The following is a 21,525-nucleotide window of genomic DNA, read 5'->3' as shown; positions in this document are numbered from 1 at the left end:
CGTTGGTCTCGTGCCAGAGTTGGAAGGTGGCGCCGGCCAGTGGTTGTCCGGTGGCGGAGTCGACCTTGGTGACCGTGGTGGAGCCGGTCGGGGCGGTGGCTTTGGTGTCCTGGACGGTGATCGGGACGTTCTGTCCGTTGGTGTCGAGGACGACGGTGGTGACGTTGAGTTCCGGCAGGTCGTAGCCGGGGGGAGCGGCGGTTTCCTGCCAGTAGTAGGTGCCCAACGGGAGACCTGTCGTGGAGCAGGCGCCGTTTGCTCCGGTGGTGCAGGGGGAGCCGACGGGGGTGTCGGGGTTGGTTCCGGTGGTTTGGAGGCCGGGGACGCCGTTGGTCTCGTGCCACAGCTGGAAGGTGGCGCCGACCAGCGGTTGCCCGGTGGCGGAGTCGACCTTGGTCACGCTTGTGGACCCGGTCTCGACGATCGGGGACTTGGTGTCCTGGACGGTCACCGGGACGTTCTGCCCGTTCGTGTCGAGGACCACGGTCGTCACCGCGGGCTGCGGCAGGTCGTAACCGGGGGGAGCGGCGGTCTCCTGCCAGTAGTAGGTGCCCAACGGGAGACCGGCCGTGGAGCAGACGCCGTTCGCCCCGGTCGTGCAGGGGGCGCCCACCTCGGTGTCCGGGGTGACCCCCGAGGTCTGGAGGCCGGGGACGCCGTTGGTCTCACGCCACAGCTGGAAGGTGGCCCCCGCCAGGGGCTGCCCGGTGGCGGAGTCGACCTTGGTCACGCTGGTCGAGGCGGTGGGAGCGGGACTTCCGCACGCCGGAAGGTCGCCGTTGAAGGGATAGGCGTGGAACTCGGTCCCGGTCATCCCCGAGCCGGAGTTCTGGAGCAGCGAACCGGTGGTGAAGAACCGTCCGTTCAGACCGGGCAGGCTCATGGCGGCGGTGCTGGCCGGGTTGCCGACCAGCACACTGCCCTGGAACTGCCCCGATCCCTTGAGCGTGACGGACGTCGCGGCGGGGAAGTTCCACAGGAGGCGCTCGCGCAGCCGGTTCCAGGGATCGGTGTCCTGGAGGCTCCCGCTGTAGGTGTTGATGGTGCGGGCGCCGCCCACGAGGTTGACGAGTACCGTCGCGTTCGCGGGGATGCCGGCGAACGCGATGCCCTGAGTGGAGCCTCCGTTCCCGGCGATGTCGAAGTCGACGTTGAAGACCTGGAGTGCGGAGGTGCCGTCACCGGTGAACAGGGTCTGGAACCCCTGGTTGACCGCGGTTCCGGTGGCGGGGCGGGGTGTGCCGACCCCGGCGTAGCACTCGCTCGCCGTCTGCAGCTGACCGCGCAGCGGCGTGTAGGCGGCCACGGCCTGTGCTTCCTGGACCTTCGTGCCGACGATGGTGCCCGTGGCCGTGCCCGCGTAGCGGACGACGCCGCCCTCCGCCAGGAGCCTCTGCCCCGGGGCCACCGTGACGTTGCCTCCGGCGGTGAGGAAGTCGGCGCCGTTCGGCGGGGGGACCCGTGAGCCGACGCCGACGATGCCGATGTTGTAGACGGAGCTGCCTCCCGGGGCCTTGTTCAGGTCGAAGTTGCCGAGGGTCACCACGTGCCCCTCGGCCTCCGCGGCGGAACCGCCGACGTTGAAGTCGCCGCCGACGAAGATGTTCACGCCGTCGTCGCGGCCTGCGAAGGGACCGTTGTTGACCGGGGGGAACGTCGCGGGACAGTCCGCACCCAGGCACGGCCCGAGGCCGCCCGGAAGACCGGCCGCGTACGCGGCCGGCGGTGCGACGAGTGACATGCCGAAGGGCACGAGCGTCAGGGCCAGGACGGAACCCACCGTCCTGCCGAGTCGGCGTCTCCAGGTGACGGTGGTCACCGGGTTCTGACTGGGCTTCACCTCAGTCCTCTCACCATGTGGACACAATGGGGCCCTCGGAGTGTTCCGGGCTGGAGGGCCGAGCATCGTGACTCGTTGGTGTTGTCATCTGAAAATCGTGTTAATGCACCCGTTCGGCTGTGTGTCGACGGGTGATCGGTCCGAGCGCGAGGGACGGCCTCCGGCCGTCGGCGGTCACTGGCCCTGCTGGTCCGCGGTGTACGACTCCATCGCGTGGTTGAAGCGGGCCAGCAGGGCGCAGAACGCCTGCTGTTCCTCGGGCGGCCAGTCGGCCGTCAGGCGGCGGGTCAACTCGGCCCGACCGTCGCGGACTTCGGCCAGTCGGCCGGAGCCGACCGGGGTCAGCGCGAGGCGTACGGCGCGGCGGTCGGCCGGGTCCTGGACCCGGCCGACCAACCCGCCCGCGACCAGCGGGGCGACCTGCCGGGTCACCGTGGAGGAGTCGACGCCGAGCGACTCGGCCAGCGCCTTGACGTTGGCGGGCCCGTGCCGCTCCAGGCGGTCGAGCAGCAGGTAGGCGGCCCGGTCCAGCGCGCCGAGACCGCCGCCGGTGGTCCGGACCTGGTCCATCCGGCGGGCGAACACCGCCAGCTGGTACTGGAGTCGGGCGTGCACGGGGTCGGTGCGGTCGGTGGCCTGGGGCGAGGTCGTCGTCATCGCGGCTCACGATCGTCGTGCGGTGAGGGAGGCTCAGAAGCAGCAGCGTACGCGGGCGGGGCGGGCCCGGGAACAGCCCCGGCATCCCGGATTGCCGGTGTCGACCACCGTAGGCTGGCGTTATGCACAACTGGCCGGTCACCCTCGACGACGTCCGCGGCGCCCAGAAGATGCTCGCCGGAATCGCCCGGGTGACGCCGATGGAGGGCAGCCGGTACCTGTCCGGGCTGATCGGCGCGCCGGTCCACCTGAAGTGCGAGAACCTCCAGCGCACCGGTTCGTTCAAGCTGCGCGGCGCGTACGTGCGGATCGCCGGGCTCTCGCCGGTGCAGCGGGCCGGCGGGGTGGTGGCGGCGAGCGCGGGCAACCACGCGCAGGGGGTGGCGCTGGCGGCCTCGCTGCTGGGGGTGCACTCGACCGTGTTCATGCCGGTCGCGGCACCGCTGCCCAAGGTCGCGGCGACCCGGGAGTACGGCGCGCAGGTGAGGCTGCACGGTGCCACGGTGGACGAGGCGTTGCAGGCCGCGCAGCGGTACTCGGAGGCGACCGGCGCCGTGTTCATCCACCCCTTCGACCACTGGGACGTGGTCACCGGCCAGGCGACCGTCGGGCTGGAGATCCTGGAGCAGTGCCCCGAGGTGCGGACCATCCTGGCCGGGGTGGGCGGCGGCGGCCTGCTGGCCGGGATCGCGGCGGCGGTCAAGCCGTTGCGGCCGGACGTCCGGGTGGTGGGGGTGCAGGCGGCGGGCGCGGCCGCGTACCCGCCCTCGCTGGCGGCCGGGCGGCCGGTGTCGCTGGAGCACTACGCCACGATGGCCGACGGGATCATGGTCGGCCGGCCCGGGGACATCCCGTTCGAGGTGGTCAACTCGCTGGCGGACGGCGTCCGGACGGTCTCCGAGGACGCGCTGTCGCGGGCCCTGCTGCTCGGCCTGGAGCGGTTGAAACTGGTGGTCGAACCGGCCGGGGCGGCCCCGATCGCGGCGCTGCTGGAGCAGCCGGACTCCTTCGAGGGGCCGGTGGTGGCCGTGCTGTCCGGCGGCAACATCGACCCGCAGCTGATGCAGCGGGTGCTGCGGCACGGGCTGGCGGCGGCCGGCCGGTACCTGTCGCTGCGGGTGCGGCTGGCGGACAAGCCGGGCTCGCTGGCCGACCTGCTGGGGGTGCTGACCAGGCTGGACGCCAACGTGCTGGACGTCGCGCACGTGCGGATCGACCCGCGGCTGGGGCTGACCGAGGTCGAGGTGGACCTGCACCTGGAGACGAAGGGGCCGGAGCACTGCGCGGCCGTGGTCGGCGAGCTGCGGGACGCGGGGTACGTCGTTTCCAGCTGAGTCCCGAAGACGCCTGAGGAGCATGAGGAGCCTGAGAAGCCTGGGGCGCTTGGGGGGCTTGGCGTCTCGGGCGCCGGATGGTGCGGGGCGGGCCTCAGCGGATCTCGGTGGATGTCAGTGGTCCCTGTCACGATGGCGGAGCCCTATGCCTTGACGCGATATATCGCGTGCTGCCAGACTCGCGATACATCGCGTTCTGTGTGCCGGTAGGCGAAAACCGAGTCGCCCGCATGCCCGAAAAAGGGGCAGAGTGTGACAGATCGCCCATATTCGTCCGAGGAGATGAGGCAGGCCATGGCGCCAGCCATCCAAGCCGAGAACCTGGTCAAGACCTTCGGCGACGTACGAGCCCTGGACGGCGTGAGCCTCGACGTCCCCGAGGGCACGGTGCTCGGGCTGCTCGGCCCGAACGGCGCCGGCAAGACCACCACCGTGCGGATCCTCACCACCCTGCTGCGCCCCGACTCGGGCCGCGCGGTGGTCGCCGGCGTCGACGTGCTCAAGCACCCCAACAAGGTCCGTAGCCTGATCGGCCTGTCCGGCCAGTACGCGGCGGTCGACGAGTACCTCACCGGCTTCGAGAACCTCCAGATGGTCGGCGAGCTCTACCAGATGAGCGCCCGTCAGGCGAAGGTCCGGGCGCTGGAGCTGCTGGAGTGGTTCAACCTCGCCGAGGCCAAGGACCGCACCGCCAAGACCTACTCCGGCGGCATGCGCCGCCGCCTCGACCTCGCCGCCGCGCTGGTCGTCCGGCCGCCGGTGATGTTCCTCGACGAGCCGACCACCGGCCTCGACCCGCGCAACCGGCTCGCGCTCTGGGAGGTCATCGAGACCTTGGTCGAGCAGGGCACCACGCTGCTGCTCACCACCCAGTACCTGGAGGAGGCCGACCGGCTGGCGCACGACATCGCCGTCGTCGACCACGGCCGGGTGATCGCCCGCGGCACCGCCGACCAGCTCAAGGCCCAGATCGGCGGCGAGCGGATAGAGGTCGTGGTGCACGAGCCGGGCCTGGTCACCGACGCGGTCGCGGCGCTGTCCGGGTACGCGCTGGGCGAGCCGGCGGTGGAGAAGAACACCCGCCGGATCACCGTGCCGGTCAGCGGCGGCGCCCGGGTGCTCGCCGACGTCATCCGCGAACTGGACGCCCGCGGCATCGAGATCGACGACATCGGCCTGCGCCGCCCGACCCTGGACGACGTGTTCCTCACCCTCACCGGCCACGTCGCCGAGGCGGTGGAGGAGGAGAACGGCTCCGGCGGCCGCGGCCGGGGCGGCCGGGGCAAGGTCGGGCCGTCCGCCGAGGGGCCGCCCGCCGAGGGGCCGGACGGCTCCGACGGCCAGGGACAGGACGGCTCCGACGGCCAGGGACCGGACAAGCAGGCCGTCGCGGCCGGAACGGAGCGCTGAGATGAGCACCGCCACCGAGCACGCCATCGGCGAGGCGATGCCCAGGCAGCGCCGCGGCGTCGCCGCCACCCTGCACGACTCCTGGGTGGTCGCCAAGCGCAACCTGCGCCGGATGACCAGGATCCCCGAGATCGTGGTCTTCGGGCTGATGCAGCCGGTCATGTTCGTGCTGCTGTTCTCGTACGTGATGGGCGGGGCGATCAAGATCCCCGGGGCGAGCTCCAGCTCCGACTCGTACATCCAGTTCCTGATGGCCGGCATCTTCGCCCAGACCGTCACCTTCGCCGTCGCCGGCGCCTCCGCCGGGATCGCGGAGGACATGACCAAGGGCCTGGTGGACCGCTTCCGCTCGCTGCCGATGGCCCGCTCGGCCGTGCTGGTCGGCCGTACCCTGGCCGACCTGTGCCAGACCGCGTTCACCGTGGTCGTGCTGGCCCTGGTCGCGCTGCTGGTCGGCTGGCGGATCCACGACGGCGTGCTCAACGCACTCGGCGCCTTCGGCCTGCTGCTCCTACTCGGCTACGCGTTCTCCTGGATCGGCGCGCTGATCGGCCTCTCGGTGCGCAGCCCCGAGGCGGCCACCTCGGCCGGCCTGATCTGGCTGTTCCCGCTGACCTTCGTCTCCAACGCCTTCGTGCCGGTCAGCTCGATGCCGGGCTGGCTGCAGGCGGTCGCGTACTGGAACCCGTTCAGCGCCACCGTGCAGGCCTGCCGGGACCTGTTCGGCAACCAGGTCGGCCCGGTGGACGCCACCTGGCCGATGCAGCACGCCGCACTGGTGTCGGTGCTCTGGTCGGTGCTGATCACCGCGGTGTTCTCCTGGCTGTCGGTGCGCAAGTACCGCTCGGCCGTGGGCTGAACCGCGCCCGGTACGCCGCGAGGGCGGCCGCGGAGTCCTGGACTCCGCGGCCGCCCTCGTCTGTCGGTCAGGCCTGGTCAGGCCGGATCGCGCCGGATCAGGCCTGGTCAGCCGGCGTGCGGCACGACCTTGACGATCTTCACCATGGCGGGCTTGCCGTTCGGCAGATCGTAGGTCGCCTCGTCGCCGATCTGCTTGCCGTCGATCGCGCGGCCCAGCGGCGACTGCGGCGAGTAGACGTCCATGGTGTCGGCGCCGGCGACCTCGCGCGAGGCGAGCAGGAACTCCATGGTGTCGTCCTCGTCGCCGTCGAAGGCGACCGTGACGACCATGCCCGGGGCCACCACACCCGAGTCGGCCGGGGCCTCGCCGACCTTGGCACGCTCCAGCAGCTGGGTCAGCTGGCGGATGCGCAGCTCGTACTTGCCCTGCTCCTCCTTGGCCGCGTGATAGCCGGCGTTCTCCTTGAGGTCGCCCTCCTCGCGCGCCGCCTCGATCTTCTGGGCGATCTCGATGCGCCAGGGCCCGGTCAGGTGATCCAGCTCGGCCTTCAGCTGGTCGTAGCCGGCCTGAGTGAGCCAGGTCACGTTCTCACTGGTCTGGGTCACGGGTGCTCCTCGTAGGTGCTGGGGCTGTGCTGAGGGTGTGAGTCGTCAGCAGGGTTGGTGGTGATATCGGTCGTAACTACAAAGCAACGCCCGCTCCCGTACCATCCGGTGCGGAAGGGGCGAAACCACGAGCCTAACAAGTCCTGCCGACAAGCAGAAGGGTCGTTGGCGCGCCATTGACGTCGGCGTTGCGCCACGGTGTACAGCGAATGCGCCACGGTGTACGGGGGCGGTGCGTGCCGGGCCGGGTGCGGGACTTCCTACGGATGCCCGTTCTCCCGATCGGTTATGCGCCGGTGCCCGGCAGAGTACCGGTGGTGCCCGGCAGAGTACCGGTGAGCGCGGCGCGCTGCCGGTGCGACTCGGCGGCCGGGCCTCCTCCTCCGCGCTCCTTCGGGGGCTTACTTCTTCGCCGGCGTGCAGCCCAGCAGTTCGGCGGTGGTGCCACGGGCGGTGGTCCGCAGCGTGACCACGGCGTCGTAGCTGGAGCCGCCGGCCGGCACCGGGAAGTCGGCCACCCCGACCACCGAGCCGTCCGAACCCTGCGAGCGGACCGTGCAGCTGCCGGCCGTCCCGCCGCTCTTGCGCACCGCCAGGTGCAGCTCGACCTCGGAGTCCGAGACCGCCTGGAAGGTCGGGACCGAGCCGTTGATCGTGGTCTCGCGCAGCAGGTAGGAGCCGCCCAGCCAGGCCACCAGGCCCAGGCCCAGCACGCCGCAGACCGCGCCGACCACCTTCAGGCGGCGGTCCGAATCGCGGTCGCCGCGCCGGCCGTAGCGCCCCTCGGGCAGCTGCGGGGTGGTGGTGCTCGCGTTCATCGGACCCAGTCCTCTCCTGACGGGAGGGCCGCGCGGGTGGTGCGGGGGAATGCGACGCTCCTCCAGTCCGTCACTATAGGAGGGGCACGCCCGCGGCCGGTCCGGCGGGGGCGGGGCTCGACCGGGCCGGGGTTCGTCCGCGGCCGGTCCCGCGGCGACGCGGCCCCGACGTGAGCGGCTCGTACGGTGGGCGGACCGGACTTCGCGGAACGCCCGATATGTGGAAGGAACGCAAGGCGTTGACTGAGCAGTTGCGACTGATGGCGGTGCACGCCCACCCGGACGACGAGTCCAGCAAGGGCGCGGCCACCATGGCCATGTACGTCGAGCAGGGAGTGGACGTGCTCGTGGCCACCTGCACCGGGGGCGAACGCGGGTCGGTTCTCAACCCCAAGCTCCAGGGGGACCCGTACATCGAGGAGAACATCCACGAGGTGCGCCGCAAGGAGATGGACGAGGCCCGGGCGATCCTGGGCGTCAAGCAGGCCTGGCTCGGCTTCGTCGACTCCGGCCTGCCCGAGGGCGACCCGCTGCCCCCGCTGCCCGAGGGCTGCTTCGCCCTGGAGGACGTGAAGGAGGCGGCCGAACCGCTGGTCCGGCTGATCCGGGAGTTCAAGCCGCAGGTCATCACGACCTACGACGAGAACGGCGGCTACCCGCACCCCGACCACATCATGACTCACAAGATCACCATGCTGGCCTTCGACGCCGCCGGAGACCCGGACGCCTACCCGGAGGCCGGCGAGCCCTGGCAGCCGCTGAAGGTCTACTACAACCACGGCTTCCCGATGGGCCGCATCCGCGCCCTGCACCAGTACCTCACCGAGCACGGCCACGACTCGCCGTACGGGGAGTGGATCGCGGGCTGGGAGAAGAGCGGCCGCCAGGAGCGCGAGATCACCACCCGGGTGAGCTGCGGCGACTGGTTCGAGACCCGCGACCGTGCGCTGATCGCCCACGCCACCCAGATCGACCCCGACGGGCCGTGGTTCCGCGTCCCGCTGGACGTCCAGCGCGAGGTCTGGCCCACCGAGGACTACGAACTCGCCCGTACCCTGATCGACGTGGACCTGCCGGAGGACGACCTGTTCGCCGGCCTGCGCACCCCCACCCTGGCCGTCGAGGCCGCCGACACGCGCGACTGAACCACCCCCCGGTGGCCCGGCTCCCCGTGAGCCGGGCCACCATAGAGATATGAGCGCCCCCGTGAACCTCGTCAACCTCGCCGCCGACCTCGCCGTCGACGACGCCAAGGTCACCCCCGGACTCCTCGGCTTCGTCGTCTTCGCCGCCCTCGGCGTGGCCACCTGGTTCCTGGCCAAGTCCATGAACCGGCAGTTCAAGAAGGTCGACTTCGCGGAGGAGCCGGAAGCCCCCAAGGAGTAGCGCGCGGGCGCGGGCGGGGCCCGGCTCGCCGCAGCCGGTGTCCCGGCGCCCGGCCCCCGATGCGCGAGGATGGGGGGCATGCCGAACCGTCTCGCGGACGCGACCTCGCCGTACCTGCTGCAACATGCCGAGAACCCGGTCGACTGGTGGCCCTGGGGGCCGGAGGCCTTCGCGGAGGCGGAGCGGCGGGGGGTCCCGGTGCTGCTCAGCGTCGGGTACGCGGCGTGCCACTGGTGCCAGTGAACTCGCAAACGCAGTAGTCGGCGGTGCTCACACCTCTCTGATGATCACGCGGCTCCCGCAGAGCTTCGACCAGTCGTCGCGGTCGGAGGTCAGGACGATCACCGGGGCCGGGGCGCGGAACGCAAGCGCGGCGACGAGGGCGTCGATCGCGTACTTGTGCCCGTGTAGCCCTCCCGCGTCCTGAAGCAGCGTCACTGCGGTCAATGAGTCCTCCTGGGTGACCGGTTCCACCCGCAGCCGGGAGAGCACCCACCTCAAGCGCGCCAGGTCGGTCTTCCTCTGCACGGCTTCGACGATGGTCAGCGCCGACACGAGGACGGGAACCCCGGCCTGCCGGGATGCCTCGATGCGAGCCGCCATCCCGCGGTTGTTGTGCAGGAGCAGGGAGAGCGCCTCGGAGTCGAGCACCAGCGATCGGGCTGGCTGCTCCTTCACGCGGCGCCCCGCTCGACTTCACCGGCGTTCTGGTCGCCGAACAGCTCACGACGAGCGGCTTCGATCTCCTGCTCCGTGAGCGCGCCGTGTTCCTCCTCGTGTGACGCGACGATCTCGGCGAGCCCGTCCATGGCGAGCTGGTGACGGACCGCCTCGGTGATGTAGCTGGACAGCCCGCGGCGACCGGTTCGGGAGCGGAGCTCACTGATCAGCTCGGTGGGCATGGAGACGGAGATGTTCTCCGTGGTTCCGGCTCGTGTCGTCTTCATGCCCAGAGTATAGTACAGACTCTATTACATGGAGAGGGATTTGCTGCTTCCCGTTGAGCTGGTCGACGGCCAGAGCCGCGCGCCACCTGGATGGCCCACCCGGCTTGAGGTAGACGCCCACCGAGGGGCGAGTCGACTCACCCACTCACCGCCGTTGGCAGCGCCCGAGCCTTCAAGTTCATATTATGGGAAAAATGTATTTTTCCATCCTGATATTTCCACGCTAAACAAGTTCGACATTGGAGCTCTTACTTGTTCGGCGAAAAAGCTCGAAATCGATCAGTTTAAGCCTTCGGCAACGCTGCGTCGTTGGAGGTTAGTATAGTTGTGGGATGGTTATTGATAACAAGGTTCCCGAGGGTGCGCCCACGCCACGTCTTGTGTTTATTACCCCAGAGATGGCGGAGGTTCTGCTGTCGCGAGCAGTAGTCAATCGACGCTTGGACTGGGGGCAAGTTGATTTCCTGGCTGATTCGATTGCCCGTAAAGAGTGGCAGTTGACGCATCAGGGAATTGCACTCGACGGGCCTCTCGATACAGGTTGCCTCCTCGATGGCCAGCACCGCTTGAATGCCATTATTAAGGCAGAGGTGCCGGTATGGATGTACGTTTTTGAAGGGCTTCCGAGAGCCGCATTTCCTGTCCTTGATACAGGGAAGCGGCGTAGTGGTGTGGACGCGCTTTCATTTACGGGCGAAAAGTATCTACCCGTACTCTACTCCACCATTCGTCACGTTCTTCTCTTCAAGAACATGCCGGAATCTTCGTGGAGCGGCAGTGGGGCTCGAATCGCAAACAGCCGGATTCTTGCGGCACAGGAAGAGGACAGTGACATGTATCGAGAGGCCGTGGTTATGGGCCGTGAGATCTCTAAGCATGTGTTCGCCAGTCAGACTGGGATGGCGGTAGGGTATTTCGTCACGTCGGAGGCGGCCCCCGCAGTCAAGTCGGATGGTTGGATCGAGGGGCTGACTTCAGGTGCAAATCTTGAGGTTGGGGATCCGCGGCTCGCTCTCCTTAAGGTCCCTCACGTGAAAAAGAGGAGCGCCAAGCGGCGGTATACCATGCGCGAGCAAGTAGCTATCTATATCAAGGCATGGAACGCATGGGTCCAGGAAGAGAAAGTCGAGGACCTGCGCTTTAAGAAGACAGAGAAAATGCCGGCACCTGTAGAGGCTAAGTTTGACCGATGAGTCGAATGGTGCGCACGCTAGGGGAAGCTGACGCCGCTGCGGGTCAGCGCATTCCCTGACTCGTCCATCACGATCACGGGCCTGTCCAGGGACTTGGCCATACGTTCGATGAAATCGCGCGACAAGAATACGCTACTGCCTTCTGAGGGTTGTGCGGTAACGCTTACCCCTGATTTCCCCCAGGAGGAGCTGGTCACCTGCCATCCGATTTTCGCAAAAGAGGATAGGATAAACTCATCCTCGCTGATGCGCCGACTGCGTGATAGTTTTTCCTCCGCTTGAGTCACATTTCCTTCCAGGTTTGTTTCGCGATATTCTTGCTTCCGGACTAGTAGGAGGATCTCTTCTAGCATCTCCGCTTCGGACCGTCTGATGGAATGTCGCGCACCTTCCGACAAGGATGACCTCTGAGCTTCTTGGAGGGCGCTTTCCAGTTCAGGCCAACTTCGTGTAAATGCTCGTTCCAGGCGATCTTCCGCCACCGTTCGTCCGGCTAGCGCGCTATTTAGGTCGCCAATTAGCTTCCGGACGTCGCTTCGATTGTCGCCTACGGTCGCTTGGAACTTGGATAGAGGGCCAGTTAGTTCTGCAATCTTTATGGCAATGAGAAATGGAGCCACGTGCGCTGTTTCGAACTTTTTAGCGAGTGAACCTGCCTCGAAATTGATCCACGTCGATGTTTGGTTCTCCGGGGTTACGCAGATAATTCCGAAGTCTGTTGCGGCGAGTTCGTGAGTAATCTCATCGATCCCTTTTCCACCTTTGGCGATGTCTTGGCTTGATACCCATGGGTCGATCTCTTGGATTACATCCGGGAGCCAGTTTTTGAGAGCCTCAGCAACCCGCCTTGAGCGATCTCCGGACCAACTCAGGAACACCTTCATTAGAGAATTTCCTCTCTGTGTAATTGTCGCCAATGGGCTGTCGTTTCGTTAGGGCCAGCTTGAATCAAGCAGTCTTTCTTGCTCGGTTTTTAGAGCGGCGTATGAATCGCGTACGTATGCCAGGAAACTGCTTCCCGGGTGACGAATAAGTGTGGAATCGTTAACGGCACTGGCGTCCCAGTCTGCTAGTAGGGAATCGTAGGTTGCCGCATGGGCGCAGAAGTCAAGTACTACTGTTGGCATCTCTTTTTCGATAATGAGATCTCCGCGCGCAGTGACGATTTCCCTTATCTGTTGGGCCCTTGGTGCGAATACCGTCTTAACCCACACGTGCCATCGTGCTGAAGTTGACTCTGCTAGCGAACCTTCTGGCACTTCTTCCGGATCGGGAGGAAAGTAGATTCTCTGATACTCTTTCCATGCTCGTTCGTTGGTCTCTGCCAAAACGAGAAGCGGACCGTAAAGGTCTTTGAGCTGACTGCCTACCCAGTCGATCCGTTCTTTTCGGAGAGACCTGCGAACCTCGCCTCGATGGTTCAACCAGTATGCCATTACTGCGATGACGATACCGGCCCCGGCTGTCACAATTGATGTAATCATTTGCACCCCTCGTAGCGATGGTTCGCAAGGTGCCCAAATGGAGTCGGTGACAAACTCCTCTTCGATTAGTAATTCAATATAATAATTCGGGGACTTTGGGATTGGAAGGTGGTGGCGTGCTGGTCGCAAGCCATCTCCGGATCCTATAAAGCCTTGAAAATATAAATAAAGCGACTGTGAAAGTGTCAGGTGCGGTCTGGGGGCTTGACTCCCCGTGCTTCTCTATGTGGTCGTGATGGAGCTCTTCAGTGAGTCCAGGAGCGTCTAGTGGGCCTGGGAGGTCCGGGAGCGCCCCTCCGGGTGGGTCCGGCTGGTGCAGCGGCCAGCCTGGATCGAGGAGCCCCCTGTCTCCCTGCCGGCTTCTGGTGTTGCGATCAGCCGCTCTAGGCTCGATGGCCCAGAGCGTGCGACGATGCCGGTATGAATCGACTGGCAAACTCCCAGTCGCCCTATCTCCGCCAGCACGCCTCCAATCCTGTGGACTGGTGGCCATGGGGAGAGGAGGCGATGCAAGAGGCCAAGCGGCGCGACGTTCCCATCCTTCTCTCGGTGGGCTATTCGTCGTGCCACTTAGCCTGATGATCATTGGTGTCACGTGATGGCCCACGAGAGCTTCGAGGACGCCGGGGTCGCCGGCTACCTGAACGAGCGGTTCGTCGCCGTCAAGGTGGACCGGGAGGAGCGGCCCGACGTCGATGCCGTCTACATGGAGGCCGTGCAGGCCGCCACCGGGCAGGGCGGCTGGCCGATGACGGTGTTCCTCACGCCCGACAAGGAGCCGTTCTACTTCGGCACCTACTTCCCGCCGGAGCCCCGGCACGGCATGCCGTCCTTCCGTCAGGTGCTGGAAGGCGTCGACGCCGCCTGGCGGGGCCGGCGGCAGGAGGTCGCGGAGGTCGCCGGGCGGATCCGGGCCGACCTCGCCGAGCGCGCCGCCGTCTACTCGGCCGGTGCCCACCATCCGCCCGCCGGCGCAGATCTGCACCAGGCGCTGGTCGCCCTCAGCCGGGAGTTCGACGACCGGCACGGCGGCTTCGGGGGCGCGCCCAAGTTCCCGCCGGCCATGGTCGTCGAGTTCCTGCTGCGCCACCACGCCCGCACCGGCTCCGAGGCGGCCCTGGAGATGGCCGTCCGCACCGGCGAGGCGATGGCCCGCGGCGGCATCCATGACCAACTCGGCGGCGGCTTCGCCCGGTACGCGGTCGACGCCGGCTGGGTCGTGCCGCACTTCGAGAAGATGCTGTACGACAACGCCCTGCTGCTGCGCGCCTACCTGCACCTGTGGCGGGCCACCGGCTCCCCGCTGGCCCGTCGGACCGCGCTGACCACCGCCGACTTCCTGCTGCGCGAACTGCGCACTCCCGAAGGCGCGTTCGCGTCCGCGCTGGACGCCGACAGCCTCGACGAGGAGACCGGGCAGTCCACCGAAGGCGCCTACTACGTGTGGGAACCCGGCCAGTTGGTCGACCTGCTCGGCCCCGCCGACGCGGCCACCGCCGCCCGGCTGTTCACCGTCACCGCCGGCGGAACCTTCGAACACGGCACCTCCGTTCTCCAACTCCTCGCCGATCCCGAGGACTTCACCGAGTACGAGACCATCCGCGCCCGGTTGTTCGAGGCCCGCGCCCGGCGGCCCGCCCCCGCCCGCGACGACAAGGTCGTCGCCGCCTGGAACGGCCTCGCCATCGCCGCCCTCGCCGAGACCGGCGTCCTCCTGGAGCGCCCCGACCTCGTCGAGGCCGCCGAACGCGCCGCCGACCTGCTGCTCGCCGTCCACCTCACCCCCGACGGCCGACTGCTGCGCACCTCCCGCGACGGCCGGGCCGGCACCAACGCGGGCGTCCTGGAGGACTACGCCGACACCGCCGAGGGCTTCCTGTCCCTGTACGCCGTCACCGGCGACGCCGCCTGGCTGCAACTGGCCGGCGGACTCCTCGACACCGTGCTCAAGCACTTCACCGACGAGGCCTCCGGCGCGCTCTACGACACCGCCGACGACGCCGAGGAACTCATCCGACGCCCCCAGGACCCCACCGACAACGCCACCCCGTCCGGCTGGACAGCCGCCGCCGGCGCCCTGCTCACCTACGCCGCCTACACCGGCTCCGACCGGCACCGGACGGCCGCCGAACGGGCCCTCGGCATCGTCGGCGCGCTCGCGTCCCGGGCCCCCCGGTTCATCGGCTGGGGCCTCGCCGTCGCCGAGGCGCTGCTCGACGGGCCGCGCGAAGTCGCCGTCGTCGGCCCGGCCGACGACCCGGCCACCGCCGCACTGCGCCGGGCCGCGCTGCTCGGGACCGCGCCCGGGGCGGTCGTCGCAGTGGGCGCGCCGGCGGGCCCGGTGGATGGTTCGGTGGAGAACCCGGCGGATGGTTCGGCGGACGGTTCGGTGGAGGACGGCGGCGCGGAGGTGCCGCTGCTGGCGGGTCGGCCGCTGGTCGGCGGAGCGCCCGCCGCCTACGTCTGCCGGCACTTCGCCTGCGAAGCGCCGACCACCGACCCGGCGGTCCTCGGCGAGCGGCTGGGCGTCGCCGTCGAATAAAACGCTGGTGGGAGGAGGTGCGGCCGGGCCAGAATGGGCCATGACCTGGACCTTGAGCAGTTCGTTCGACGACTTCCGGCGCCACGCGGAAGAGTTCCTCGCCGCCCGCCCGGCCGAGAGCACCGTCCTGCTCACGGTCGTACACCGGCTGGCCGAACGCGGCCTGGACGTGTTTGGCCAGCGGCCACCGGTCTTCGGCTGGTGGCGCCCGGCGGACGGAGGCCCGGTCGAAGGAGCCTTCCTCCAGACGCCGCCGTTCGGCCCCCGGCTCTCCTGCACACCGGCGGCGGCAGCCGAGCTGGCGGTCGAACTGGCCTCCGCCGGGAGCGAGTTCACCGAGGTGTCCGGCGTCGGCGGAGGTGCGGACGCGGTCCGGGCCTTCGCCGCGGCCTGGACCGCCGCCACCGGTGCCGGCCAGTCCGTCCGCTTCAACGAACGGCTCTACCGGCTCGGCGAGTTGACCGACCCGCCCCGCCCGCCCGCCGGCCACCACCGGCCCGCCGCCCCGGCCGACCGCGAACTGGCGATCCGCTGGTACGAGGAGTTCCTCGTCGAAGCCGGGGTCGACCTGCCCAACGTCCCCCAGGCCGTCGACGACCGGGATCGCCACCGGCGGCCTCCACCTATGGGAGGACGGCGGCCGCCCCGTCGCCCTGGCCGGCAGTAGCCCGGTGATCGCCGGCATGTCCCGCATCGGCCCCGTCTACACCCCGACCGACCAGCGCGGACGCGGCTACGCCAGCGCCGTCACCGCCGCCGCCTCCGCCCACGCCCTCGCCCAGGGGGCGGCCGAGGTCCTGCTCTACACCGACCTCGCCAACCCGACCAGCAACTCCATCTACCAGCAGATCGGCTACCGGCCGGTCGAGGACTGCCTGACCCTGGACTTCACGACGCGGGGCGGAAATTACGCGTAGTCGACCGGGCGGCCGCCGACCACCTTCGTGTCGAAGGGGTCGACGGCCGCTGTCGCGGCGGGTGCCGGCAGGTGGTCCGCGTTCACGTACGTCTGCGCGCAGGTCAGCAGATTGCCGCCGGCCGACTTCATGTCACCGGCCAGGCCGTCCAGCAGCGCCTTCCAGGCCGCCCCGCACCCCTGCAACGCCGCCCCGCTCCGCCAACCCGCCAGACTCCCGGCCGCCTTGGCGCTCGGCTCGGCCAACTTCGCGGTCTCGTCGGGCACTTTCCCGGCGACGGTCAGCGCGCTGTTCCCGGCTGCGGTCAACTCGCCAGGTTTGACGGTGAATCCTGGGTCGCTCGGCACGATGTCCCCCCGATCTCCGTATCGATAGCGGGAGTTATGGTATCCCTGAGTGCTCCGGGGGCGCCTATGGGTAACGGGGGGACTGGGGGATGGACCTCGCAAGCCTGAAGAACGCCAAGCCTGCGGACTTGTACGCGGTGGCGGATGCCTACGACGCGTTGTGCAAGGCGTGCGCCCAGCACGCCGCCGACTGGAAGAGCGGCACCGCGGACCGGGTCCACGGGTCCGGGTGGAGTGGACCGGCGGCCGCCGCCGCGATTCCGGTCCTGGACGGCATCACCGACAAGCTGCGTGCGGCGGCGACCGAGCTGCACTGCATCGGCGCCGAGGTGCGGGACTGCGCCGACTCCCTCACGCTCGCCCAGGGCAAGCTCCGCAAGGCGCTCGTCGACGCCCAGGCCAAAGGCATGTCGGTCGACGACAGCGGGTCGGTGAGCTGGCCCCCGGCGAGCAGTCCCTTCCAGAGCACGGACTGGGAGGCCAAGCAGAAAGCGGCCGCCGAGGAGATCTCCCAGCGGATCGGCGCGGCGCTGTCGGAGGCCACCCGGGTCGACCAGGGGCTGGCCGAAGAACTCAAGAAGTACACGGGCCACGCCACCGACAAGAGCGGCCTGGACGCCAGGACTGCGAGCGCGGACGTCTACCTGCTGCAGTTCGGCGAGGCGGCCAATCCGCTCTGGAAGCTGAACATGCCGGGCAAGGAAGCCACCCCGACGGACGTCAACGCCTGGTGGAAGGGTCTCGGAGCGGACGGGCAGCAGTGGTTCCTCAGCCACCATCCGGAATCGCTCGGCAACCTCGACGGGGTGCCGGCAGAGGTACGGGACCAGGTGAACCGGGCGCACCTGAAGTTCCTGATGGACGACATCATGAAGAAGCGCACCAACCACGTACCGCTGAACTCCGCAGAGCAGGACCTGTACGACCTCTACGGGCCCATCGTCAACCGGCTTGAGATCGACGGGAAAGACCCGAGCCGCCCCCCGATCTATCTCTTGGGCCTCGGCAACGAGGGCAAGGGCCGGGCGATCCTCTCGTACGGGAACCCGGACACCGCCACCGACATCTCCGCCTACGTGCCGGGAATCACCACCGACACCGGCAGCCTGGGGGTGGGGGGAAACGTTCACGACGGCACCAACGAGGCGGAGAACGCGCTGAGCCTCTACCGCAGCGCGAGCAAGAAGGCCCCGGCCGGCCATTCGGTCGCCTCGATCGTCTGGCTAGGGTACGACCCGCCCGGAGCCGACCTGGGGGCCGCCTCGACCAAGGCGGGCAGGGACGGAGCTCCGGCGTACGCGAAGTTCCTGAGCGGGGTGCGGGTGAACCACGAGGGCGCCCAGCCGCCGCACATCACCGCGGTCGGACACAGTTACGGCTCGTACCTGGTGGGCCAGGCCACCAAGCTCGCGACCCAGCCCGGGTCGCACTACGCGCCCCCGGACGACGTGGTCTTCCTCGGCAGCCCGGGCGTAGGAGTGGACAAGGCCTCCGACCTCAAGCTGCCGCCCGGCCACGTCTGGGTCGGCGCGGCCGACAACGACGTCGTGACGCGCGTTCCGTCCAAGTTCAGCATCGACCCGGACGAACGCTGGTACGGGCGGGACCCGGCGAGCAAGCACTTCGGCGCGAACCGCTTCGCCGTCGACGACTGGAGCAGGGGCAACCCCATCGACGCGCACACCAAGTACCTGACGGGCCGCGGTGGGCCCTCGCTGGACAACGTCGCGGCCATCGTCATCGGCAGCGGGGACGTCGAACGGACGGGCGGGCGATGAAGCGACCGCGCCGGGCGCTCGGGTGTTCAGTGGCGGCGGTAGCCGTGCTGGCCGCCGGGGTGGGGCTGTTCTACAACGGCTACGGGCCGATGGCCATCAAAGACCGGGGAGCCCCCCAGCTGAGCCCGCGCGAGGCGAAGGGGCAACTCGACGAGACCCTGCGGACGGCCATCGGCGCGATAACCCCGTCGGTGGCCTACTTCGGCAGTGGCTACGTCGTGGACCGAGATCCGGAGCACGCGGACGGTGAACCGGCCCTGCTGTCCCAGGTCATGCTCTCCGCCAGGCTTCGGACGAAGGTGGCCCCGGCGAAGTTGTCGGTGCTGTTGGACCAGCTGACGCAGCTCTGGGGCGACCGGTGCCAGCGGGAGGATTCCACCGTCGGATACGAGGCGAAGCACTACGTCGAACTGAACTGCCCGGCGCGCGGTGCGGCGGGCTTCAACCTGTTGGCGGTCAACACCCCGATCGACCTGTACTTCGACGTGTCGATCAGCGCCCAGGTGACCCCGGTCCGCTACCAGCCCGAGAAGGACTACGGCGCCAGCCCCGTCGGCCCTCGCCTGACCGGTCACGAGGGCGCACCCGACGTCGACGACCCGTACTGGTCGCACTGACGCCGCGCCCGTCACTCCCAGTCCCACCTGATTCCCAGCAGGCACGGCCGCAGTGCCGTCGCGACCAGGTGGACGCAGTGGTGGCCGTCCAGGGTCAGTTCCTCCGTCTCGTAGGGGGCTTCGCCCGGGGAGTGGAGGGCGAAGCGGTGGCAGCGGACGGGGAGGGCGGCGGGGTGGAAGGTGATCTGGAGGACGTACTGGCCGGCGCCGGAGTTGAAGCCGCGGACGTATTCGCAGCTGGGGTCGGGGGAGGGGGCGTCGTCGAAGCCGTAGCCGAGGAGGTGGGTGTCGCCGGCGCGTAGGCGGCGGTCGAGGAGGAGTTCGGCGACGAGCAGGTGGTGGGTCTGGTCGCGGCGGATGCGGCCGGGGCGGCAGTTCTCTTCGGCGCGGACGCCGACGCGGGTGATGTCGCTGCCGGGGTCGCCCTGGTAGAGGGCGAGGTAGCGGTCGATGCCGTCGCGGTGGGCGCGGAGGGCGTGTTGGGAGTCGCGACGGGCGAGTTGGCGGTCGGGGCCGAGGCGGATGCGTTCGATGTGGGTGATGGTGTGCAGGCCGGTGTCGCGGGGGCCGGCGATGGTGGCGAGCAGGTCGTCGACGGCGGTGGCGGGGGAGATGAGGTCGCGGTAGGGGCGTACGGGTGGGCCGGCGGGGGTGGTGTCGGCGGCGCGGCGGGGGCCGAGCAGGCGGGTGAGGGAGTGTTCGGGGAGGTCGAGGACGTCTTCGAGGGCGGCGACGGCGCGGAGGGATTCGGGGCGTTCGGGGCGGCGGCGGCCTTGTTGCCAGTAGCTGAGGCTGGTGAGTCCGACGTGGACGCCGCGCAGGGCGAGGTGGCGTCGGATGCGGTGGAGGGCGAGGCCGCGGGTGGCGATGGCGGTGCGCAGGGCGAGGTGGAAGGGGCCGGTGCGGAGGGCGGCGGTGAGGTCGGCCTGGTCGGTGCGGTGGATGACGGCCTCCTGGGGGACGGGCGCGGGCAGACCGTGTTTGACCGTGAATATTCACATCAGGGCGGCGGTTTGTCACCGGTCCTGGCGTGCCACGCGGGGGTTTTCGGGGTGGCGTTCACACCCGTGGCCGGTCGTTCACACCTGAACTGTGATGGTCCTGGGGGCCGTTGACCGGCTTCCGGGGGCGGCGGGATGCTCATGGCGCGATCCGGACCGCGCCCCCACACAGCACCTCGCTCCGCTTGTGCAAGGAGGCATTTCCCCCATGCCAGTTCCACGGATACGGCTGCGCCGCGCGGTCTCGCTGCTCGCCCTCGGCGTGCTGGGCCCGGCGTTGACCGCGGCGGCGGCCACTCCGGCGCTCGCCGCCCCCGCCCAGGATCTCGCTCCCGTCCAGGACCGTGCCCCGGCGCAGGTTCGCCAGGCTGCCGCGCCCGGCAGCACGGCCGATCTGGCCGGCACGTTCAAGAAGCTCAACATCACCATGCAGCAGCAACAGCAGACCAACTGGTGCTGGGCGGCGAGCGGGAACACCATCGCCACCTGGTTCGGCTACAACTACAGCCAGAACCAGTTCTGCAACGCCGCGTTCGGCCGTTCGGCCAACTCCAGCTGCCCCAACAGCCAGGCCTCGCTGGCCGATGTGCAGAACGGGCTGGACTGGGTCGGCATCAACCCGGGTTCGTACGTCACCGGCTACCTGCGCTACAACACCGTGCAGGCCGAGGTGGACGCGAACCGGCCGATCGAGACTCGGATCCAGTGGAGTTCCGGCGGCGGGCACATGCACGTCGTCTACGGCTACGACACCAGCAGCAACTGGGTGTACTGGGGCGACCCGTGGCCGTCCAACTACCGCTACAACTGGGCGGACTACAACTACTACGTGAACAACAACACGTTCTCGTGGACCCACTCCCTGTACCGGATCGGCGCGTGAGGGCGACCATGACTGACCTCGGAAAGGCCCGTCGGGCCGCCGTCACCGCCCTGCTCGCCGCCGGCCTCGGGCTGGCGCTGGCCCCGGCCGCGCACGCGGACGGGCCGGCCGGCGCCCCGGTGCCGGTGCCCGTCGCGGATCTGGCGAAGGCCCGTGGCGTGGTCCAGGACCAGGCCGTCCTCGACAAGGTGGGCCACTTCTTCGCCCGCAAGGGTGTCCCGCCGACCCAGCAGCTGACCATCGGTGCGGCGCAGGAGGCGCAGGCGGCGAGCGCGGCCGCGCCGCGGCTGGCCGGCGACACCGTGCCGGTGTACACCCTGGACGCGGGTTTCGTGGCCGGCGCCCCGGGTGCGCCGGTGGCGACGGCCGAGTTCACCGCGAGCAAGGTGGTCGCGGCGGACGGGCAGACGGCCTCGGTGTGGACGATCCGGCAGGGTGACTCCTGGCGGGTGGTCAACATCGCCTCCGGCGGTGACGAGAGCGACTACGCGGCGAAGGCGGCCGGTGGCGGTGGCGGTACGGCGTTCCGCGAGCCGCAGGTGAACGCCTGGTACGTGCTGCGCGACGGCCGGGTGCTGCCGCTGGACGACGAGGCCCGGCGCTCGGTGGGCGCGGGCGGGGTGTCGCTGGCCGCGTACCAGAAGCTGGTGCACCAGCGGTACGGGGACAAGCTGCCCGGCTCGGCGTACGACCGGGAGGGCAAGGGCGGCGGCTACCAGCTGGCGGCCGACCGGGAACGGGCGGCGGGCGGCGGTTCGGCGCTGCCGGCCGTGACGGCGGCCGCGGCCCTGGGCGTCACCGCGCTCGTGGGCGCGGGTGCGGCCGTGCGGCGCAGGGCGGGTGTCCGACGGGGGTAGGGCCTCTCGGGCGCGACGTGCGCGCCACACGTGGGATGCGGCGGGGT

21 protein-coding genes and 2 pseudogenes are annotated in these 21,525 nt (G+C 69.1%); 14 read left to right on the top strand and 9 right to left on the bottom strand.

Annotated features, from left to right (window positions below; genetic code table 11):
• Both AC07BF_RS13335 and AC07BF_RS13330 read right to left on the bottom strand, forming a co-directional pair.
• Nucleotides 1-1,840 (bottom strand): choice-of-anchor A family protein (locus AC07BF_RS13335; RefSeq protein WP_478333373.1); only part of this gene is annotated, 1,840 nt, incomplete at its 3' end.
• Nucleotides 1,841-2,014: 174 nt separating this feature from the next.
• Nucleotides 2,015-2,497 (bottom strand): MarR family winged helix-turn-helix transcriptional regulator, encoded by a 483-nt coding sequence (locus AC07BF_RS13330; RefSeq protein WP_063348015.1) that lies wholly within the window; start codon nt 2,495-2,497, stop codon nt 2,015-2,017.
• Between the two features lie 122 nt (nt 2,498-2,619).
• Between AC07BF_RS13330 and ilvA the strand changes: the two genes are divergently transcribed.
• The 3 genes from ilvA to AC07BF_RS13315 all read left to right on the top strand — a co-directional run bounded on the left by ilvA (nt 2,620) and on the right by AC07BF_RS13315 (nt 6,100).
• Complete coding sequence (gene ilvA / locus AC07BF_RS13325; protein WP_363585470.1) at nt 2,620-3,831, top strand: threonine ammonia-lyase; 1,212 nt, start codon at nt 2,620-2,622, stop codon at nt 3,829-3,831.
• Nucleotides 3,832-4,125: 294 nt separating this feature from the next.
• Nucleotides 4,126-5,241, top strand: a complete 1,116-nt coding sequence (locus AC07BF_RS13320) for an ATP-binding cassette domain-containing protein (RefSeq protein WP_478333372.1) — start codon at nt 4,126-4,128, stop codon at nt 5,239-5,241.
• Nucleotide 5,242: 1 nt separating this feature from the next.
• Nucleotides 5,243-6,100: an ABC transporter permease gene (locus tag AC07BF_RS13315; protein WP_363621326.1), complete on the top strand. Its 858-nt coding sequence runs from the start codon at nt 5,243-5,245 to the stop codon at nt 6,098-6,100.
• A gap of 107 nt (nt 6,101-6,207) precedes the next feature.
• Here AC07BF_RS13315 and greA read toward each other — a convergent pair whose 3' ends face one another.
• Nucleotides 6,208-6,708, bottom strand: a complete 501-nt coding sequence (greA, locus tag AC07BF_RS13310) for a transcription elongation factor GreA (protein ID WP_363585467.1) — start codon at nt 6,706-6,708, stop codon at nt 6,208-6,210.
• Between the two features lie 401 nt (nt 6,709-7,109).
• Entirely contained in the window at nt 7,110-7,526 is a 417-nt protein-coding gene (locus AC07BF_RS13305; protein ID WP_363585466.1) for a DUF4307 domain-containing protein, read from the bottom strand.
• Between the two features lie 239 nt (nt 7,527-7,765).
• Between AC07BF_RS13305 and mca the strand changes: the two genes are divergently transcribed.
• From mca to AC07BF_RS13290, 3 genes and pseudogenes are all read left to right on the top strand, one after another.
• Complete coding sequence (gene mca, locus AC07BF_RS13300; RefSeq protein WP_063351176.1) at nt 7,766-8,671, top strand: mycothiol conjugate amidase Mca; 906 nt, start codon at nt 7,766-7,768, stop codon at nt 8,669-8,671.
• A gap of 49 nt (nt 8,672-8,720) precedes the next feature.
• Nucleotides 8,721-8,912, top strand: a complete 192-nt coding sequence (locus AC07BF_RS13295; RefSeq protein WP_063348010.1) for a hypothetical protein — start codon at nt 8,721-8,723, stop codon at nt 8,910-8,912.
• Between the two features lie 78 nt (nt 8,913-8,990).
• Nucleotides 8,991-9,149: pseudogene (locus AC07BF_RS13290) on the top strand (DUF255 domain-containing protein); the annotation flags it as partial.
• Nucleotides 9,150-9,182: 33 nt separating this feature from the next.
• Here the strand turns inward: AC07BF_RS13290 and AC07BF_RS13285 are convergent.
• Nucleotides 9,183-9,590, bottom strand: a complete 408-nt coding sequence (locus AC07BF_RS13285) for a PIN domain-containing protein (protein ID WP_478317357.1) — start codon at nt 9,588-9,590, stop codon at nt 9,183-9,185.
• Nucleotides 9,587-9,859: a hypothetical protein gene (locus AC07BF_RS13280; RefSeq protein WP_478317356.1), complete on the bottom strand. Its 273-nt coding sequence runs from the start codon at nt 9,857-9,859 to the stop codon at nt 9,587-9,589. The genes AC07BF_RS13285 and AC07BF_RS13280 overlap by 4 nt, the downstream gene beginning before the upstream one ends.
• Nucleotides 9,860-10,191: 332 nt before the next feature.
• Between AC07BF_RS13280 and AC07BF_RS13275 the strand changes: the two genes are divergently transcribed.
• Nucleotides 10,192-11,052, top strand: coding sequence for a hypothetical protein (locus tag AC07BF_RS13275; RefSeq protein WP_478317355.1), 861 nt, complete (start codon nt 10,192-10,194; stop codon nt 11,050-11,052).
• 17 nt (nt 11,053-11,069) lie between these two features.
• Here AC07BF_RS13275 and AC07BF_RS13270 read toward each other — a convergent pair whose 3' ends face one another.
• The gene (locus AC07BF_RS13270; protein ID WP_478317354.1) at nt 11,070-11,936 is read right to left on the bottom strand and encodes a TIR domain-containing protein; all 867 of its coding nucleotides are present in this window, start codon (nt 11,934-11,936) and stop codon (nt 11,070-11,072) included.
• A gap of 1,020 nt (nt 11,937-12,956) precedes the next feature.
• On the opposite strand from AC07BF_RS13270, the pseudogene AC07BF_RS13265 reads away from it, so the two are divergent.
• The 3 genes and pseudogenes from AC07BF_RS13265 to AC07BF_RS13255 all read left to right on the top strand — a co-directional run bounded on the left by AC07BF_RS13265 (nt 12,957) and on the right by AC07BF_RS13255 (nt 15,995).
• A pseudogene (locus AC07BF_RS13265) lies at nt 12,957-15,078 on the top strand (thioredoxin domain-containing protein).
• Between the two features lie 40 nt (nt 15,079-15,118).
• Complete coding sequence (locus tag AC07BF_RS13260; RefSeq protein WP_478333371.1) at nt 15,119-15,745, top strand: hypothetical protein; 627 nt, start codon at nt 15,119-15,121, stop codon at nt 15,743-15,745.
• A complete protein-coding gene (locus tag AC07BF_RS13255) occupies nt 15,681-15,995 on the top strand; it encodes a GNAT family N-acetyltransferase (protein WP_478333377.1) in 315 nt (104 codons plus the stop codon). The genes AC07BF_RS13260 and AC07BF_RS13255 overlap by 65 nt, the downstream gene beginning before the upstream one ends.
• On the opposite strand, the gene AC07BF_RS13250 is transcribed toward AC07BF_RS13255, so the two are convergent.
• Complete coding sequence (locus tag AC07BF_RS13250) at nt 15,986-16,303, bottom strand: hypothetical protein (protein ID WP_478333370.1); 318 nt, start codon at nt 16,301-16,303, stop codon at nt 15,986-15,988. The genes AC07BF_RS13255 and AC07BF_RS13250 overlap by 10 nt on opposite strands.
• A 128-nt stretch (nt 16,304-16,431) precedes the next feature.
• Here AC07BF_RS13250 and AC07BF_RS13245 point away from each other — a divergent pair, with 128 nt between their 5' ends.
• Nucleotides 16,432-18,120 (top strand): alpha/beta hydrolase, encoded by a 1,689-nt coding sequence (locus tag AC07BF_RS13245; RefSeq protein ID WP_478333369.1) that lies wholly within the window; start codon nt 16,432-16,434, stop codon nt 18,118-18,120.
• Complete coding sequence (locus AC07BF_RS13240; protein WP_478333368.1) at nt 18,117-18,737, top strand: hypothetical protein; 621 nt, start codon at nt 18,117-18,119, stop codon at nt 18,735-18,737. The genes AC07BF_RS13245 and AC07BF_RS13240 overlap by 4 nt, the downstream gene beginning before the upstream one ends.
• A gap of 11 nt (nt 18,738-18,748) precedes the next feature.
• On the opposite strand, the gene AC07BF_RS13235 is transcribed toward AC07BF_RS13240, so the two are convergent.
• A complete protein-coding gene (locus AC07BF_RS13235; RefSeq protein WP_363629619.1) occupies nt 18,749-19,681 on the bottom strand; it encodes a hypothetical protein in 933 nt (310 codons plus the stop codon).
• Between the two features lie 265 nt (nt 19,682-19,946).
• Between AC07BF_RS13235 and AC07BF_RS13230 the strand changes: the two genes are divergently transcribed.
• Together AC07BF_RS13230 and AC07BF_RS13225 are read left to right on the top strand one after the other, a co-directional pair.
• Nucleotides 19,947-20,621, top strand: a complete 675-nt coding sequence (locus AC07BF_RS13230) for a papain-like cysteine protease family protein (RefSeq protein ID WP_400809798.1) — start codon at nt 19,947-19,949, stop codon at nt 20,619-20,621.
• 8 nt (nt 20,622-20,629) lie between these two features.
• Nucleotides 20,630-21,478: a hypothetical protein gene (locus AC07BF_RS13225; RefSeq protein ID WP_363585459.1), complete on the top strand. Its 849-nt coding sequence runs from the start codon at nt 20,630-20,632 to the stop codon at nt 21,476-21,478.
• Nucleotides 21,479-21,525 lie beyond the last annotated feature (47 nt).

This window comes from Kitasatospora sp. NPDC043950, assembly GCF_056435345.1.
Note: the sequence above shows the minus strand (reverse complement) of the source record. Positions and strands in the feature narration are given on the sequence as shown.